Source organism: Kitasatospora sp. NPDC001309 (assembly GCF_042896295.1).
GTDB lineage: Bacteria > Actinomycetota > Actinomycetes > Streptomycetales > Streptomycetaceae > Kitasatospora.
Genome location: NZ_JBIAXC010000003.1, coordinates 113,894 through 129,161 on the forward strand (window position 1 = coordinate 113,894; position 15,268 = coordinate 129,161).

Below are 15,268 nucleotides of genomic sequence, written 5' to 3' on the forward strand. Positions count from 1 at the left end.
GGAGCGGTCCGGGCGGGGCGGCGGGTTCACCGCGCCCCTCCCGGACCGGTCGCTCGGGTCTGGCCGTCAGGCCGGTCGAGGCGGGCGTCAGCGCCCGGCGCCGACCGGCTCCGGGGCCTGCTCGGCCTCCGGGGCGGTCACCGCGGAGGCGGCGGCCTTGCGGTCACGGAGCATCACGGCGATCAGCGGGGCGCTGAGCGCGGCCACGCCGGCCAGGATCCACAGCACGGTGCGCAGCGCGTCGGTGTAGCCGTCGGCGAGGAAGGTGTGGAAGGCCTGGCGGCCGGCCTCGGCGACACCGGACTCCGGGTCGGCCAGGTTGCCCTGGGCGACCTTGGCGGCGAGGCCGTCCGGGTTGCCGGTGAAGCCGCTGCCGTAGGAGTCGAGGTTCTCGGAGACGTTGGAGCTGACCAGGCTGACCAGGACGGAGCCCATGCCGGCGATGGCGATCGCCTCGCTGGCCAGGCGCATGGTGTTGAACATGCCCGCGGCCATGCCGGCCCGCTCCGGCGGGACGGAGCCGATCGCGGCGCCGTCCAGCAGGCCGAAGGAGATGCCGACGCCGGTGCCGATGATCAGGAACGGACCGATCAGGCCGGCCACGCCGATGCCCGGGTGGATGGTGGTGAGCCAGGCGGCGCCGCCGGCGACCAGCAGCAGGCTGACGGCCAGCAGGGTGCGGACCGAGATCTTCTGGGCGAGGCGACCGGCGATGATCGGGAAGACCAGCACGGGGGCGGTGAGCAGCAGCATCACGGCGCCGGCCTCGGAGCTGCTGAACCGGTTGGCGCCCATGAAGTAGGAGGGCAGGAAGACCAGCAGGCAGACGAAGCCGAAGGCGAGCGCGACGGGGACGAAGCAGATCGCGACGAAGCGGCCCTGGGTGAACAGGGAGATGTCGAACATCGGGCGCTCCTGGCGCAGTTCGACGATCACGAAGAGCGCGAGCAGCAGCACGAAGCCGGCCAGCAGGCCGAGCACGACGGGGCTGGTCCAGCCCTGCTGGGGGCCCTCGACCATGGCGAGGGTGACCAGCGCGAGGCTGGTGGTGAAGGTGACGGTGCCGCCCCAGTCGACGCCGCGGGCGCCCGGGTCACGGGACTCGGTGATCCGCGGCAGGGCCAGCAGCAGGGCCAGGTCGATCGCCGCGTGCAGCAGGAAGACCGAGCGCCAGCCGAAGGAGGAGACCAGCAGGCCGGAGGTGGAGGGGCCGAGGGCGAGTCCGACGCCGAAGGAGGACCCGAGGACGCCGAAGGCCTTGGCCTGGGCGGGCCCGGAGAAGGTGGTGGCGAGCACCGCGCTGCCGGCGGTGAGCACCGCGGCGGCGGCCGCGCCGGCCAGCAGGCGGGCGCCGTCCAGCAGGTAGATGTTGCTGCTCAGGCCGCTGACCAGGGAGCAGAGGCCGAAGAGCGTGATGCCGATGCCCAGCATTCTGCGGCGGCCGACCAGGTCGGCGATGGCGCCGCAGGCGAGCATGAAGCTGGCGAAGGTCAGGTTGTAGCCGTTGACCACCCACTGGAGCGGTCCGAGGCCCGCGCCCAGGTCGGTGGCGATCTTCGGCAGGGCCACCGAGGCGCCGGTGAGCGAGGCGGGGAGCAGCCCGCCGGCGATGCACACCGCGGCGAGCGTGGTGCGTGGGTAGCTCTTCATGGGTCGAGGACTCCGATGTCGAAGGTGTCGATGAGTTCGATTAGCAGCAAGAACCCTGGTCGGTATCAGGGTTCTTACTCATGGCAGAGGACGCTATAGGTTCGCCGTGGCGGCCGTCAAGGCGGTCGGTTGACCTTGCATCGGGATTCTTGAGGAAGTCTTGATATGAGACAGGGTCGTAAGCTGTCTACGAATGCTGATACTGTCCTGGGCAGCTGGCCTCCCGTCAGGAAGGCGGGAGAGGGCTGCAATTCAGCCTTTTGCCTGTTCAGAGACGCGCGCCACGCGCACTTCATGTGATGGGGGCATTGACATGACGCATCGGACCGAGGTTCTGTACCTGGTCGGCGACCGCTTCGGCGCTCTGGCCACGAACGACGGAGTGGCCACCGCGGGTGGGTTCGTCAAGGAGCTGCGGGCGGGGCGCTACAGTGACCCCGAGCTCCGCCTGACGCTGATCAACGGTCAGGGCATGAGCTCGTACGAGTGGGACTGGGTGGCCCGTGAGATCACCCGCTACGGTGCGGCCGACCGCATCTCGGTGCCCGGGCTGCAGCCGAGCCTGGCCTACCGGGACGAGGCGCACAAGCACCGCGAGCAGAACGTCCTGATCGCCGGCCTGCGCCAGATCGACGCGCTGCGCTACCAGGCGGACCTGAGACTGGACAACGACAACGAACTGCTCCTGGACCACACCACCGGCCAGCACATCCAGGGCATGATCATCATCGAGGCGGCGCGGCAGATGTTCCTGGCCGTCACCGAGCGGTTCTACGCCTCGGCCTGGCCGGAGCGGCAGTACTACTACGTGATCAAGAGCTTCGACACGGACTTCGAGAACTTCCTGTTCCCGCTGGACGCCACCGTCGACTACGAGATCCTCAGCGCGAGCATCGACAACCCCGAGCGGCTGTCCTTCGGCGTCGAGATCGCCGTCCACCAGGGCGGCGCCCGCGCCTCGCTGTCCCGGGTCGAGTTCACCGCCTTCGAGAGCGACGTCATCTCGCAGAAGGAGGGCAAGCGCGCGGCCCGCACCGTCGAGCAGGTCCGCCTCGCCCGCACCGAGCAGGAGCGGGAGGGCGAGCTGGTCGTCGTCGGCTCGCGCTGACCCACCCCACCCGGCCCGACCGGCCGCGGACTCATCCCGGACGGACCCCGGACGCCATGACGAACCCCAGGAGCACCCAGTGACCCGCCCGACCGGCCCCGCGGCCTTCTTCGACGTCGACGAGACCTTGATCAACGTCAAGAGCATGTTCGACTTCCTGGCCTTCCGGTACCGGGTCGAGGGCCGCCCGGAGTCCGACTACGCGCGGGACCACGGCGCCCTCCGCCGGCTGGCGGACGGCGGCGTGCCGCGCGAGGAGGTCAACCGGGCGTACTACCGGCTGTTCACCGGCGTGCGGGAGGCCGACCTCGCCGAGCAGGGCGAGCAGTGGTTCCGGCAGCGGACCGGGGAGGGGGAGCTCTTCCACGCCCCCGCCCTGGCCGCCTTCCGTCGGCACACCGAGCAGGGCCACCACACCGTCCTGGTCTCCGGGTCCTTCCCCGGCTGCCTGGACCCGATCGCCCGGTACGTCGACGCCGGCACCGTCCTGTGCAGCCGCCCGCTGGTGGCCGACGGGATCCTCACCGGTGAACTGGAGCGGCCGATGATCGGCGCGGCCAAGGCCGTCGCCGCCCGCGAGCTGCTCGACCGGGGCGGCTTCGACCCGCGGGAGTGCCACGCCTACGGCGACCACTCCTCCGACCTCGACCTGCTCCGACTCGTCGGCCACCCCACGGTGGTGGGCGACGACCCGGTGCTGACCGAGCACGCCGACCGCGGGGGCTGGAGCCGGCTGCCCGGCCTCGGCCACGGCGCGGCGCAGCACTGACCGACCGACCGTCCCACCCCCCGGCGCCCGCCCGGGTCCCCCCGGCCCGGGCGGGCGCCCCCCGACCGACCCGGTCCGCTGTTCGGCGGCTCGACGCGCCCCGCAAGGGCGCGAAGCGGCTCGAAGCGGACCGGCCCGGTCCACCGAAGTACCCCGCCGTGAGCGGAAGTTCACGCAGTACCCGGCAGTTCACGCGGTGCGCCGCGGTCCACGCGGCTCGCCGCGGCGCCGGCAGACCAGTAGCAGCAGCAGTTCGACAGCACAGCAGCCAGGAGGCATTCCCATGCGCGCCATTCGTTTCGACAGCTACGGCGGCCCCGAGGTCCTGACCCTCGTCGAGGTGGAGATCCCCGAGCCCGGTGCGGGCGAGGTGTCGATCGACGTGGAGTACGCGGGCGTCAACTTCGCCGAGGTGATGTTCCGCCGCGGCCAGTTCCAGCCCGGCACCCCGCACGTCCCCGGCCTGGAGGTCACCGGGACCGTCCGCGCCGTCGGCGAGGGCGTCACCAACCTGCGCCCCGGCCAGCGGGTCTCCGCGATCACCCTGGCCGGCGGCGGCTACGCCGAGGTCGCGGTGGCCCGCGAGCGGCTGACCGTCGCCCTCGACGGCGAGCTGGACGCCATCCCCGGCCCGGTCGCGGCCGCCTTCCCCTGCAACCTGCCGGTCTCCTGGGCGATCCTGCACGACGTGGCCCGGGTCCGCGAGGGCGAGAGCGTCCTGGTGCTGGCCGGCGCCGGCGGCGTGGGCAGCGGCGCCGCGCAGATCGCCCGCAACCTGGGCGCCGGCGCCGTCTACGGCGCGGTGAGCACCGCCGACAAGGCCGCGTTCGCCAAGGAGAAGTTCGGCTACGACGAGGTGTTCACCTACGACGAGCTGGAGGAGCGCCTCGCCGAGGTGACCGGCGGCCGCGGCGTCGACATCCTGCTGGACTCCATCGGCGGCCCGCTGCGCGCCAAGGCCCTGGACCTGCTGGCCCCGCTCGGCCGCCACGTGGTCTTCGGCAACGCCTCGCAGCAGGACCACACCTACGAGGCCAACCAGATGTGGTACACCGCCAAGACGGTGGCCGGCTACAACATCGGCGGCCTCGCCGACCAGCAGCCCGACCTGGTCCACGGCCACCTGGTGGAGGCCGCCCGCCAGCTCGCCACCGGCGCCGTCCGGATCGAGACCACCGAACTCGCCCTGGAGGAGGCCGTCAAGGCGCACGAGATCCTGGAGGCCCGCGGCTCCACCGGCAAGCTCGTCCTGCGCGTCAAGGCCTGACACCCGGCCGCCCGTACCAAGATCCAAGAGACAGGCCCCGAGGGCCGCCTCCGCCATCCGGCGGGGGCGGCCCTTCGGCGTTCCCGCACGCGCGTTCCCGTCCGCGAGCCCGGCCGGAAGCCCGTCCGAAGGCCCCGCCCGGAGGCTCACGCGGAACCGCCGTCCCGGGGGCCGTGAGCGCAACCCCCTTCTGGAGTCCTTCTGATCGCCTTTCGACACTCGGGCCGCGGCGGAGGCCCCGTGAAAGGTGGTTGGAAAGCGCACCGGTCTGGACTGGTCCCAGCCGGGGCCGCCCGGCGGAACCGGACCGGGACCACACCCCGGGCCGGGCGAAGGCGCACGACAGCACAGCGAACAGCACATGGGGGAGAGCGCAATGACGAAGACCCGGATCATGATCCGCACCGTGCTCGGCCTGGCGGCCGGCGCGATGGCGGTCGGGGTGGTCCTGGCGGTCGCCGGCCCGGGCAGCGGGTCGGTCGACGACACCCACTGGGGCATGGCGCACTCCTCGGCCGACACCCACTGGGGTGCACCGGTGCCGGTCGCGGACGACACCCACTGGGGCGCGCCGGTCACCGACGACACCCACTGGGGTGTGACCGGGCCGGAGTTCGCCCCCGGCGAGTGAACGACCGGCGAGTGAACGACGGGCGAGTGAACGACCCGCGGGGTCGGGACCGATCGTCAACGGACAGGGAGGAAAAGGTCATGGGCGGGACACGCCGGATGATGAAGCTGGGGGCGTTCATGCTCGTCCCCGGGTACCACGTCGCCTCCTGGCGGCACCCGGCGGCGCGGGCCGACGGCGGCCTGGACTTCGGCCACTACCGGGACCTGGTGCGCACGGCCGAGCGGGCCAAGTTCGACATGTTCTTCGTCGCGGACGGCGTCGGCATCCGCACGCCGTACCAGGACGCCGACGAACTCAGCCGCTGGGGACGGTTCCTGCAGTTCGACCCGATCACCCTGCTGTCCGCGCTCTCGGTGCACACCGAGCGGATCGGCCTGGCCGCGACCGCCTCGACCACCTACAACGAGCCGTTCCACCTGGCCCGCAAGTTCGCCTCGATCGACCACCTGAGCGCGGGCCGGGCGGCCTGGAACATCGTCACCTCGGTGACCGACGCCGAGGCCCGCAACTTCAACCGGGACTCCCAGCCGGACCACGGCGCCCGCTACCACCGGGCCCGCGAGTTCATGGAGGTGGTCACCGGGCTGTGGGACAGCTGGGAGGACGACGCCTTCCTCTTCGACAAGGACGGCGGGCAGTTCTTCCGGCCCGAGAAGCTGCACGTCCTCGGCCACAAGGGCGAGCACTTCTCGGTCGCCGGCCCGCTCAACGTGTCCCGCCCGCCGCAGGGCTACCCGGTGCTGATCCAGGCCGGCGCCTCCGCCGACGGCCAGGACTTCGCGGCCCGGTGGGCCGAGGTGATCTTCACCGCCAGCCAGACCCTGGAGGAGGGGCAGGCCTTCTACCGGGCGATGGGCGAGCAGGTCCGGGCGCACGGGCGCGACCCGGAGCAGGTGAAGATCATGCCGGGGCTGTTCCCGGTGGTCGGCCGCACCCGCGCCGAGGCCGAGGACAAGTACGCCGTACTTCAGGAACTCGTCGACCCGGTGGTCGGGTTCGGCCTGCTCACCCAGCTGCTCGGCGACGTCGACGTCTCCGGCAGCCCGGTGGACGGCCCGCTGCCCGAACTGCCCGAGACCCAGGGCAGCACCAGTCGGCAGCGGCTGGTCTACGACAAGGCGCGGCGCGAGGGGCTGACCATCAAGCAGCTCTACCAGTCCGTCTCCGGCGGCCGCGGCCACCGGGTGCTGATCGGCACCCCGGAGGAGATCGCGGACGCGATGGAGGAGTGGTTCACCGGCGGCGCGGCCGACGGCTACAACGTGATGCCGCCGGTGCTGCCGGACGGCCTGACCGACTTCGCCGACCTCGTCGTCCCCGAACTCCAGCGCCGCGGCCTGTTCCGCACCGAGTACGAGGGCACCACGCTGCGCGAGAACCTCGGCCTGGACCGCCCCGCCCACGGCGCCGCCGCCCGCGCCGAGAACGTCTGAACAGCTCGCACGTCATCCGAGAACCCGAGGAGCATCCGAGCATGCCGTCACTGGCACGAGACCTCAGAGAGATTCCCCCCTCGCCCCTGGTCCAGGTCGAGGAACTGCTCAGCCGCAGCGGCGACCTGGCCCCGATCGGCCTGCACCAGGGCAAGACGGTCTTCGAGCCCTGCGCCCGCCCCCGGCCGTGGAACGCCGAGGAGTTCGCCACCGCCGCCCACCAGCACGCCCCGCCCGGCGGCGTCCGACAACTGCGCGAGGCCTTCGCCGAGCACCTGGCGGCCCGCCGCGGCAGCCCGGTCGAGCCCGCGCAGGTGCTGGTCAGCAACGGCGGCACCCACGCCATCTCGGTGCTGCTGCACGCGATCCTGGGCCAGGGCGACGAGGTGCTGGTGCTGTCCCCGCAGTGGCTGTTCGCGACCGGCCTGGTGTGGGCGGCCGGCGGGGTGCCGCGCGAGGTGCCGGTCTTCCTGGAGCTCAGCGCCGACGCCGACTTCGACTTCCTGTCGGTGATCGAGCGGGCGGTGACCGACCGCACCCGGGCGATCTACTTCAACAACCCCAACAACCCGACCGGCTACCGGCTCAGCGAGGCCCAGCTGGCGGCGCTCACCGAGCTGGCCGAGCGGCACGACCTGTGGCTGATCGCCGACAACGCCTACGAGAACTACGACTTCACCCGGACCGGCTTCGTCGACCCGGCCACCGTCGGGCGGGCCGCCGAGCGCACCTTCTCGGTGTACAGCTGCAGCAAGACCTACGCGATGCCGGGCGCCCGGGTGGGCTTCCTGGTCTCGCCGCCCGGCCTGGCCGAGGCGCTCACCAAGTGGTCCCTGCACTCGCTCTACTCGGTCTCCACCGCGGCCCAGTTCGCCGCGTACGAGGCGCTGCGCACCCCGGCCGAGGAGCTCACCCGCCGCCGCGACCGGGCCGCCGCGGCCTGGTGGCTCGCGGACTCCAAGCTGGAGGTCCCGCACACCGCGGTCTCCGGCGGGCTGTACACCTTCCTCGACCTGGCCGCCTACGGCGACGGCGAACGCTTCGTCCGCCGCTGCGCCGAACTGGGCGTGGGACTGGCCCCCGGCCGGGTGTTCGGCGCCCACTGCGCCGACTGGGCCCGGCTCTGCTTCACCGCCGCCACGCCGCCGCTGGTGGCGGAGGCGATCGACCGCATCAACAAGATCTACGGGGAGGGCATCGATGAGCACTGACACGGTGGTCCTGGAGCATTCCGGCCTGGCTCCGTTCCTGCGCCGCTACGACGCGCCGTCGCGCGTCGGCCTCAAGGTCAACGCCTACCGGGGCTACGAGGTGGAGGGCCTGGCCCGGGCGCTGGAGGCGCCCGAACTGGCCGACTGCCCGCTGGAGTGCGTGATGGTCGGCGACTCCTACTTCATGACCCACCTGGGCCGCCCGAGCACCGCGCTGGCCGACGACGCCGAGCGCGAGTGGGCGATGGCCACCCTGACCGGGCTGGTCGCCGAGGTGCGCGAGGCGATCGACGCGCACTTCCCGGCCCACCGCCGGCCCTTCCTGCTGGCCGACCTGCCGGACGGCGCGACCGCGAGCCCCGCGGCCGCCCTCGCCGCCGGCGAGCGGTTCCGGGCGGCGGGCGCCGACGCGGTGAAGGTCGAGCTGGCCGGCGACGGCGACCTCGACTGCCTGGAGGCGCTCGCGCGGACCGGCGGCACCACCCTCGGCCACCTCGGCTACACCCCGCAGCGCGGCGAGCTGAGCCGGCACGGCGACAGCGTCGAGGACGCGGAGCGGATGTTCGCCCAGGCCCGCCGGGTGCGGGACGCGGGCGCGGCCGGCCTGATCGTCGAGATGGTCAGCGAGCCCGTCAACCGGGCGCTGAGCCGCCCGCACGCCGCCGGCATCCCGCTGTACTCGGTGTTCAGCGGCCGGGCCGAGTGGGGCGGACAGAGCCTCAACGTCTGGGACGCGGTGGTCCGCCCGGCCCGCGGCGGCCGGTTCTTCCCGCCGACCGCGGTGATCGAGGCCGCCGAGGCCCCGACCCGCTACACCCCGGACCTGATCGCGGACCGCCTGCGCGAGCTGATCGGGCTCACCCTGGACGGCAGCTTCCCGCTGTCGCCGCGCACCGTCCTGACCCCCGAGGAGACCGAGCGGATCTCCGCGACCGAGCCCTGGAGCGCCCGATGACGACCACCACCCTGCCCACCGGCCCCTCCTCCGGCACCGAGGTCTTCGACCAGCTGGAGTCCGCGATCCGCACCTACTGCCGGCGCTTCCCGGCGGTCTTCACCCGGGCCAGCGGGCACCGGATGTGGGACGAGGACGGCCGCGAGTACCTGGACTTCCTGTCCGGTGCCGGCGCGCTGAACTACGGTCACAACCCGGCCGACGCCCGCCAGGCGCTGGTGGACTACCTGCTCGCGGACGGTCCGGTGCACGGGCTGGACCTGCACACCGGCGCCAAGCGCCGCTTCCTGGAGCGCTTCCAGGAGGTCGTGCTGGCCCCGCGCGGCCTCTCCTACCGGGTCCAGTTCACCGGCCCGACCGGCACCAACGCGATCGAGTCCGCGTTCAAGACGGCCCGCCGGGTCACCGGCCGCACCGACATCGTCGCCTTCACCGGCGGCTTCCACGGCCTCTCGCTCGGCGCGCTCGCCGCCTCCGCCACCGCCTTCAAGCGCGACGCGGCCGGCGTCCCGCTGGGCAACGTGGTGCGGATGCCGTACGAGGGCTTCGCCGGCGAGGGCGTCGACACCATCGACTACCTGACCCGGATGCTGGACGACCCGGGCAGCGGCATGGACAAGCCCGCGGCCTTCGTGGTGGAGACCGTGCAGGGCGAGGGCGGCCTGGCCACCGCGACCCCCGAGTGGCTGCGCCGGCTGGCGCAGGTCGCCCGGGAGCGGGACATCCTGCTGATCGTCGACGACATCCAGGCCGGCTGCGGCCGGACCGGCACCTTCTTCAGCTTCGAGGAGTCCGGCATCACCCCGGACCTGGTGTGCCTGTCCAAGTCGATCAGCGGCTACGGGCTGCCGATGGCGCTGGTGCTGGTCAAGCCGGAGCTGGACCAGCTCGGCCCGGGCGAGCACAGCGGCACCTTCCGCGGCAACAACCTGGCCTTCGTCACCGCCGCCGCCGTCCTGGACCACTGGGCCGACCCGGCGTTCACCGAGGGCCTGGCCGCCCGGGTGAAGGTGCTGGACGGCCTGCTGGCCGACCTCGCCCGGCGCTTCGCCGCGCTCGGCTGCACCCCGCGCGGCCGGGGCCTGATCCGCGGCCTCGGCTTCACCGACCCCGCCCTCGCGGACAAGGTCTCGCGCGCCGCGTTCGCCGCCGGGCTGCTGGTGGAGACCACCGGTGCGCGCGGCCAGGTGCTCAAGATCATGCCGCCGATCGTGCTCGCCGAGGACCGGCTGACGCACGGCATCACGCTGCTCGCCGACGTCATCGACGCGGTGTCCCGCAAGGAGGAGGACCGATGACCGATCTGCTGCACGACCTCGACACCCCCGGCGCCCCGGAGGCCGCGGACGGGCCCGACGACCACGCCCACGGCATCGACGAGACGGTGCTGCGCCGGCTCGCCGCTTCCTGGCCGCGCCGCGCCACCGTCCGCACCGACCTGGACCGGATCACCGACCCCGACCCCGCGGAGTACGACGCCGCGCTGCCCGACTACCCTGAGCGGCTGCTGCCCTTCGCCGAGCACCCGCTCTGGCTGGCCGCCACCCCGGAGCAGCGGCGGACCGTGCAGACGCTGGCCTGGCTGGTCTACAACGAGCGGGTCATCGCGGCCGAGGAGTACGTCGCCAACCCGACCTTCGCGATGATCATGCACGGCGTCTTCCCCGGCGCCGACGGCGTGCACACCAAGCGGGCGGTGCAGCAGACCCACGTCGACGAGGTGTGGCACACCTACATGCACATGGTCGCCATGCAGCGCACCCGGGAGCTGCGCGAGGTGACCGCCGAGCCGGCCTACCCGCACACCGTCACCTACCGGCGGCTGCTGGAGGCCGAGGCCAAGGTCTCCGAGAAGTGGGAGCGCGACCTCCTCAAGCTGGTCTGGACGACCGTCTCGGAGATCAGCGTCAACGCCTACCTGGAGCTGCTCTCCCGGGACGAGACCGTCCAGCCGCTGCACGCGCTGGTGCCCCGGCTGCACGCCCGCGACGAGTCCGCCCACTCCTCCGTGATGGTCGAGGTCGCCAAGGGCCTCTACACCCACCTGAACAAGGAGCAGCAGCGGGCCTTCGTCGGCGCCCTGCCCGAGGCCCTGAACGCCTTCGTCGCCCAGGACTTCGCCGTCTGGCCCGGCATCCTCAAGCACGCCGGGTTCGAGAAGGCCGACGAGATCGTCGAGGACTGCCGGCGGGCCGCGGGCAGCAACCTGCTGGTGCGCGACTTCTCCGGCATCCGCCGGATCGTGCGCGAGATGGAGCTGACCGAACTGGTCGACTTCGACTTCGGGGTCGAGTGATGCGGCGGCCGGTCGGTCTGCGGGAGCTCTCCGCCGAAGGGCGCCGACTGGCCCTGGCCGCACTCGTCCAGTCCCTGGGCATCGGCCTGTTCACGGCCAGCTCGATCGCCTGGTTCACCCGGCACGTCGGGCTGTCCGCCAACCAGGTGGCGACCGGCCTCGCGGTGGCCGGCGCCGCCGCCCTGGCCGGCTCGCTGCTGGCCGGGGTGCTCGCCGACCGGCACGGCGCCCGGCGGGTGCTCGCCACCGTGTACGCGGGGCGCGGACTCTGCTTCCTCGCCTTCGCGTTCGTGACGGACCTCTGGCAGTACCTGCTGGTCACCCTCTTCTCGGTGGCCTTCGACCGGGCCGGCCCGCCGGTGCTCCAGGCCCTGGTCGCGGCCGCGCTGCCGCAGCAGCGCGACCGCAGCCGGCTGCTCGGCCTGGTCAACGTGGTGCGCAACATCGGCCTGGGGCTCGGCGCCATGGCCGGCGGGGTGACGCTCACCCTCGACACCGTCGAGGCGTACCGGATCACCATGGTGCTGATCACCGCGGCGTTCCTGGGCGGCGCCGTCCTGGTCCTGCGGGTGCCCGCCCCGCCCCGACCGGCCGCCGCCGCCACCCCCGTCGGCGGCGGCCCCCGGGCCCTGCCGGACCGCCACTACCTGGCGCTGACCGGCCTGAACTTCCTGTTGTCCTTCTTCGACGTGCTGCTGCTGGTGGCGATGCCGGTCTGGGTGCTGGACCACACCACCGCCCCGCACGCCACCGTGTCGGTGCTGTACGCGCTCAACACCGTCCTGGTGGTGGTCGCCCAGCTGCCGGTGAGCCGGCTCGCCGACGAGGTGCGGCGCAGCAGCCGGATGCTGCTGTGGGGCGGGATCGCGCTGGCCGCCTGCAGCCTGTGCTTCGCCGCGGCGGGCGCGGTGCACGGCGCGGCGTCCGTCCTGATGCTGGTGCTGGCGATCGTGGCGCTGTCGGTGGGCGAGGTGGTCAGCACCTCGGCCACCTGGAGCCTGTCCATCGAGCTCGCCCCGCCCGAGGCGCGCGGCCGCTACCTGGCCGTGTTCGGCCTCGGCCTGGCCGGCCAGCGGGTGCTCGGACCGGTGGTGGTCACCGGGCTGCTGCTCGGCTCCGGCGCGGTCGGCTGGATCGGCGCGGCCGCGGTGTTCGCGCTGACCGGCGCCGCGGCGGAGCGGGTCGCGCTCGCCGGGCACGCCAAACTACCCGCCCGGGAAACCGAATTGACGACAACGTGATGGATGCGAACGTAGGGAGACCGACCATGCGGATCGGATTCGCCGGACTCGGGACGATGGGCGGCGGCATGTGCCGGCGCCTGGCCGAGGCCGGTTTCGAGGTGGCGGCCTTCGACCTGGACGCCGCCGCAGCCGAACGGGCGGCCGAGCAGAGCGGCATCACCGCCGCGGCCGCGCCCGCCGGCCTGGCCGCGCCGGTCGTGGTCACCATGCTGCCGGACGGCGCCGCCGTCCGGGCCGTCGCCGAGCAGCTGCTGCCGGCCATGGCGGCCGGCTCGGTGCTGGTCGACACCGGCTCCAGCGACCCGGCCGACACCCGGGAACTGCGCGAACTGGCCGCCCGGTACGGCGTGCACGTGGTGGACGCCCCGGTCTCCGGCAGCCCGGCGGCGGCCCGCGGCGGCGAGCTGACCCTGATGGCGGCCGGCGACCCGCAGGCCCTCGACCTGGCCGAGCCGGCGCTCACCGCCCTCGGCCGGGTGTACCGGGTCGGCCCGTCCGGCGCCGGCCACGCGTTGAAGGCGCTGAACAACCTGCTGTCCTCGGTCAGCCTCGCCGCCACCGCCGAAGTCCTGCTCGCGGGGCAGGCGTTCGGCCTCGAACCGGCCGTCATGCTGGAGGTGGTGAACGCCTCCACCGGCCGCAACCACGCCTCCGAGACCAAGTTCCCGGCGCACGTGCTGACCGGCACCTTCGACTCCGGCTTCGCCCTGCGGCTGATGCTCAAGGACCTGCGGATCGCCGACCGGCTGCTGGCGGACGCCGGCGGCCGCTCCGACCTGGGCCGGGCCTGCCGGGCGCTCTGGGAGGACGCCCGGGAGAAGCTGCCGGAGCAGGCCGACAACGTCGAGCTGGTCCGCTGGCTGGAGTCCGAGGCCGGACGGGAGCTGCGGTCATGAGCGAGCGCACCAGCCCCGCCGAGGGCGCGCCCGCGCCGCGGATCGCCGTGATCGGCGGCACCCCCGCCACCCTGCGCAAGGTGCGCGCCGCGGGCTTCGAGATCGTCTGGGTGTACGGGCCGCAGGAGCTGGACCCGGCCGGCCTGGCGCACGTCGCCGAGGCCTACCTGACGGACTACCGGGAGCCCGCCGCCGTCGCCGAACTGCTCGCCACCGTGCACCGGTCCCGCCCGCTGGTCCGGGTGGTCTCGATCATCGAGGACGGCCTGGAGCCGGCCGCCGCCGCGACCACCCGGCTCGGCCTGCCCGGCAACGGGCTGGACCTCGTCCAGGTGCTCCAGGACAAGCTGGCCTTCCGCACCCTGCTCGCCGAGCGCGGCGTGGACGCCGTCGCGGCCCGGATCGGGCACGGCACCGAGGACATCCGCGCCTTCGTGGCCGAGCACGGCCCGACCGTGATCAAGCCGCGCTACGGCTCCGGCAGCCTCGGGGTGCGCTTCGTCGAGGACCTCGCCGCCGTCGACGAGGCGGGCGCCTGGGCGGCCGGCTTCGGACTGCACTCCTTCCTGATGGAGCAGTTCCTGTCGGGCACCGAGATCAGCGTGGAGACCTTCAGCTACGCCGGCCGGCACGTGGTGCTCGCCTTCACGGCCAAGGAGAAGCTCGCCTCCTTCGTCGAGGTCGGCCACACCCAGCCCGCCCCGCTGGAGGACGCCACCGCCCGCCGGGTCGAGGACCTGGTCTTCGCGATGCTCGACACCGTCGGCCTGGCCGACGGCCCCGCGCACACCGAGGTGATCCTCACCGAACAGGGCCCCCGGCTGGTCGAGTCGCACAGCCGGCGCGGCGGGGACCGGATCACCGACCTGGTGAAGGAGGTCTACGGGATCGACACCGACGCCCTGGCCTTCCTCTGGTACGCCGGGCGCACCGACCCGGTCCGGCCCGGGGAGCCGTCCTGCGGCGCCTCGATCCGCTTCCTGACCGCCGAACCCGGCGTGGTCGCCTCGGTCGAGGGCCTGGACGGGGTGCTCGCCGACCCGGCGGTCGTCGACGCCTCGGTGAGCGTCGCCCCGGGCGACACCGTGGTGCCGATCGCCTGGTCCTACGACCGCTGCGGCCTGGTGCTGGCCCGCGGCCGGGACGGCCGGGACGCGGCCGAGCGGGCGAGCGCCCTCGCCGCCCGGATCGCGATCCGGACCGCGCCCGCCGAGACCGGCCCGCCGGCCCGCACCCTGGCCACCATCGCGGCCCGCCCGGACCGGCTGGTCGGCGCCGCCCCGGCCCCCGGCCCGGGGGCCGCCGAGTGAGCGTCGACGCCAAGGAACTGCGCGCCGCGCTGCGCCCGCACGCGGCCGGGATCGCGGTGCTCACCGCGCCCGGGCCGGTCGGGGTGACGATCACCTCCTTCACCTCGGTCAGCGCCAGCCCGGCCCTGGTCTCCTTCGCCCTGGCGGAGACGTCCAGCACCTGGCCGCGGGTCCGGGACAGCGAGTGGTTCGGCGTCCAGATCCTCGGCGCCCACCAGCAGGAGCTGGCCCGGCTGTTCGCCACCCCGGGCGCCGACCGCTTCGGCCCGGACACCCGCTGGCACCCCGGGCCGCACCAGGTCCCGCTGCTCGACGGCTGCCTGAGCTGGCTGGTCTGCACCCGGCACGACGTCCGCACCCTGGGCGACCACCACGTGGTCACGGCCGCCGTCACGGAGGTCCGCCGGGGCGCGCCGGGCGACAGCCTGGTCCACCTGCACGGCGTGATGCAGCCGGTGGACCAGCCCGCCCTGGCCAGGAGCTGACCCCGGCGCG

General features: G+C 73.4%; 14 protein-coding genes. 13 read left to right on the plus strand and 1 reads right to left on the minus strand.

Translation table 11 applies throughout. The features are described 5' to 3' along the window. Positions 1 to 87: 87 nt before the first annotated feature. Complete coding sequence (locus tag ACFY2K_RS04430) at positions 88 to 1,650, minus strand: MFS transporter (protein ID WP_375887288.1); 1,563 nt, start codon at positions 1,648 to 1,650, stop codon at positions 88 to 90. A 313-nt stretch (positions 1,651 to 1,963) separates the two neighbouring features. Between ACFY2K_RS04430 and ACFY2K_RS04435 the strand changes: the two genes are divergently transcribed. From ACFY2K_RS04435 to ACFY2K_RS04495, 13 genes are all read left to right on the plus strand, one after another. Further along, positions 1,964 to 2,758 (plus strand): AfsA-related hotdog domain-containing protein, encoded by a 795-nt coding sequence (locus tag ACFY2K_RS04435; protein ID WP_380586705.1) that lies wholly within the window; start codon positions 1,964 to 1,966, stop codon positions 2,756 to 2,758. A 79-nt stretch (positions 2,759 to 2,837) separates the two neighbouring features. Next, positions 2,838 to 3,527 carry an HAD family hydrolase gene (locus ACFY2K_RS04440; RefSeq protein WP_375887293.1) on the plus strand — a complete coding sequence of 230 codons (690 nt, stop codon included), beginning with the start codon at positions 2,838 to 2,840 and terminating at the stop codon, positions 3,525 to 3,527. Positions 3,528 to 3,810: 283 nt separating this feature from the next. Continuing rightward, entirely contained in the window at positions 3,811 to 4,794 is a 984-nt protein-coding gene (locus ACFY2K_RS04445) for a zinc-binding alcohol dehydrogenase family protein (RefSeq protein WP_380396587.1), read from the plus strand. A 376-nt stretch (positions 4,795 to 5,170) separates the two neighbouring features. Then, positions 5,171 to 5,425 (plus strand): hypothetical protein, encoded by a 255-nt coding sequence (locus tag ACFY2K_RS04450; protein WP_375887298.1) that lies wholly within the window; start codon positions 5,171 to 5,173, stop codon positions 5,423 to 5,425. Between the two features lie 80 nt (positions 5,426 to 5,505). Further along, the gene (locus tag ACFY2K_RS04455) at positions 5,506 to 6,861 is read left to right on the plus strand and encodes an LLM class flavin-dependent oxidoreductase (protein ID WP_375887300.1); all 1,356 of its coding nucleotides are present in this window, start codon (positions 5,506 to 5,508) and stop codon (positions 6,859 to 6,861) included. Positions 6,862 to 6,902: 41 nt separating this feature from the next. Beyond that, positions 6,903 to 8,072, plus strand: a complete 1,170-nt coding sequence (locus tag ACFY2K_RS04460) for a pyridoxal phosphate-dependent aminotransferase (protein WP_375887303.1) — start codon at positions 6,903 to 6,905, stop codon at positions 8,070 to 8,072. Next, positions 8,062 to 9,027: a 3-methyl-2-oxobutanoate hydroxymethyltransferase gene (locus ACFY2K_RS04465; protein ID WP_380523180.1), complete on the plus strand. Its 966-nt coding sequence runs from the start codon at positions 8,062 to 8,064 to the stop codon at positions 9,025 to 9,027. Before ACFY2K_RS04460 ends, ACFY2K_RS04465 begins: the two co-directional genes overlap by 11 nt. Continuing rightward, positions 9,024 to 10,325: a diaminobutyrate--2-oxoglutarate transaminase gene (ectB, locus tag ACFY2K_RS04470; RefSeq protein WP_380523179.1), complete on the plus strand. Its 1,302-nt coding sequence runs from the start codon at positions 9,024 to 9,026 to the stop codon at positions 10,323 to 10,325. Before ACFY2K_RS04465 ends, ectB begins: the two co-directional genes overlap by 4 nt. Beyond that, positions 10,322 to 11,323 (plus strand): diiron oxygenase, encoded by a 1,002-nt coding sequence (locus ACFY2K_RS04475; protein ID WP_375887310.1) that lies wholly within the window; start codon positions 10,322 to 10,324, stop codon positions 11,321 to 11,323. Before ectB ends, ACFY2K_RS04475 begins: the two co-directional genes overlap by 4 nt. After that, on the plus strand, positions 11,323 to 12,564 hold the full coding sequence (locus ACFY2K_RS04480) for an MFS transporter (RefSeq protein WP_380396591.1): 1,242 nt from the start codon (positions 11,323 to 11,325) through the stop codon (positions 12,562 to 12,564). The genes ACFY2K_RS04475 and ACFY2K_RS04480 overlap by 1 nt, the downstream gene beginning before the upstream one ends. Positions 12,565 to 12,590: 26 nt before the next feature. After that, positions 12,591 to 13,463 (plus strand): NAD(P)-dependent oxidoreductase, encoded by an 873-nt coding sequence (locus ACFY2K_RS04485; RefSeq protein WP_380523178.1) that lies wholly within the window; start codon positions 12,591 to 12,593, stop codon positions 13,461 to 13,463. Continuing rightward, positions 13,460 to 14,773: an ATP-grasp domain-containing protein gene (locus ACFY2K_RS04490; protein ID WP_380396593.1), complete on the plus strand. Its 1,314-nt coding sequence runs from the start codon at positions 13,460 to 13,462 to the stop codon at positions 14,771 to 14,773. Before ACFY2K_RS04485 ends, ACFY2K_RS04490 begins: the two co-directional genes overlap by 4 nt. Then, the gene (locus ACFY2K_RS04495; RefSeq protein ID WP_375887320.1) at positions 14,770 to 15,258 is read left to right on the plus strand and encodes a flavin reductase family protein; all 489 of its coding nucleotides are present in this window, start codon (positions 14,770 to 14,772) and stop codon (positions 15,256 to 15,258) included. Before ACFY2K_RS04490 ends, ACFY2K_RS04495 begins: the two co-directional genes overlap by 4 nt. Positions 15,259 to 15,268: the final 10 nt, after the last annotated feature.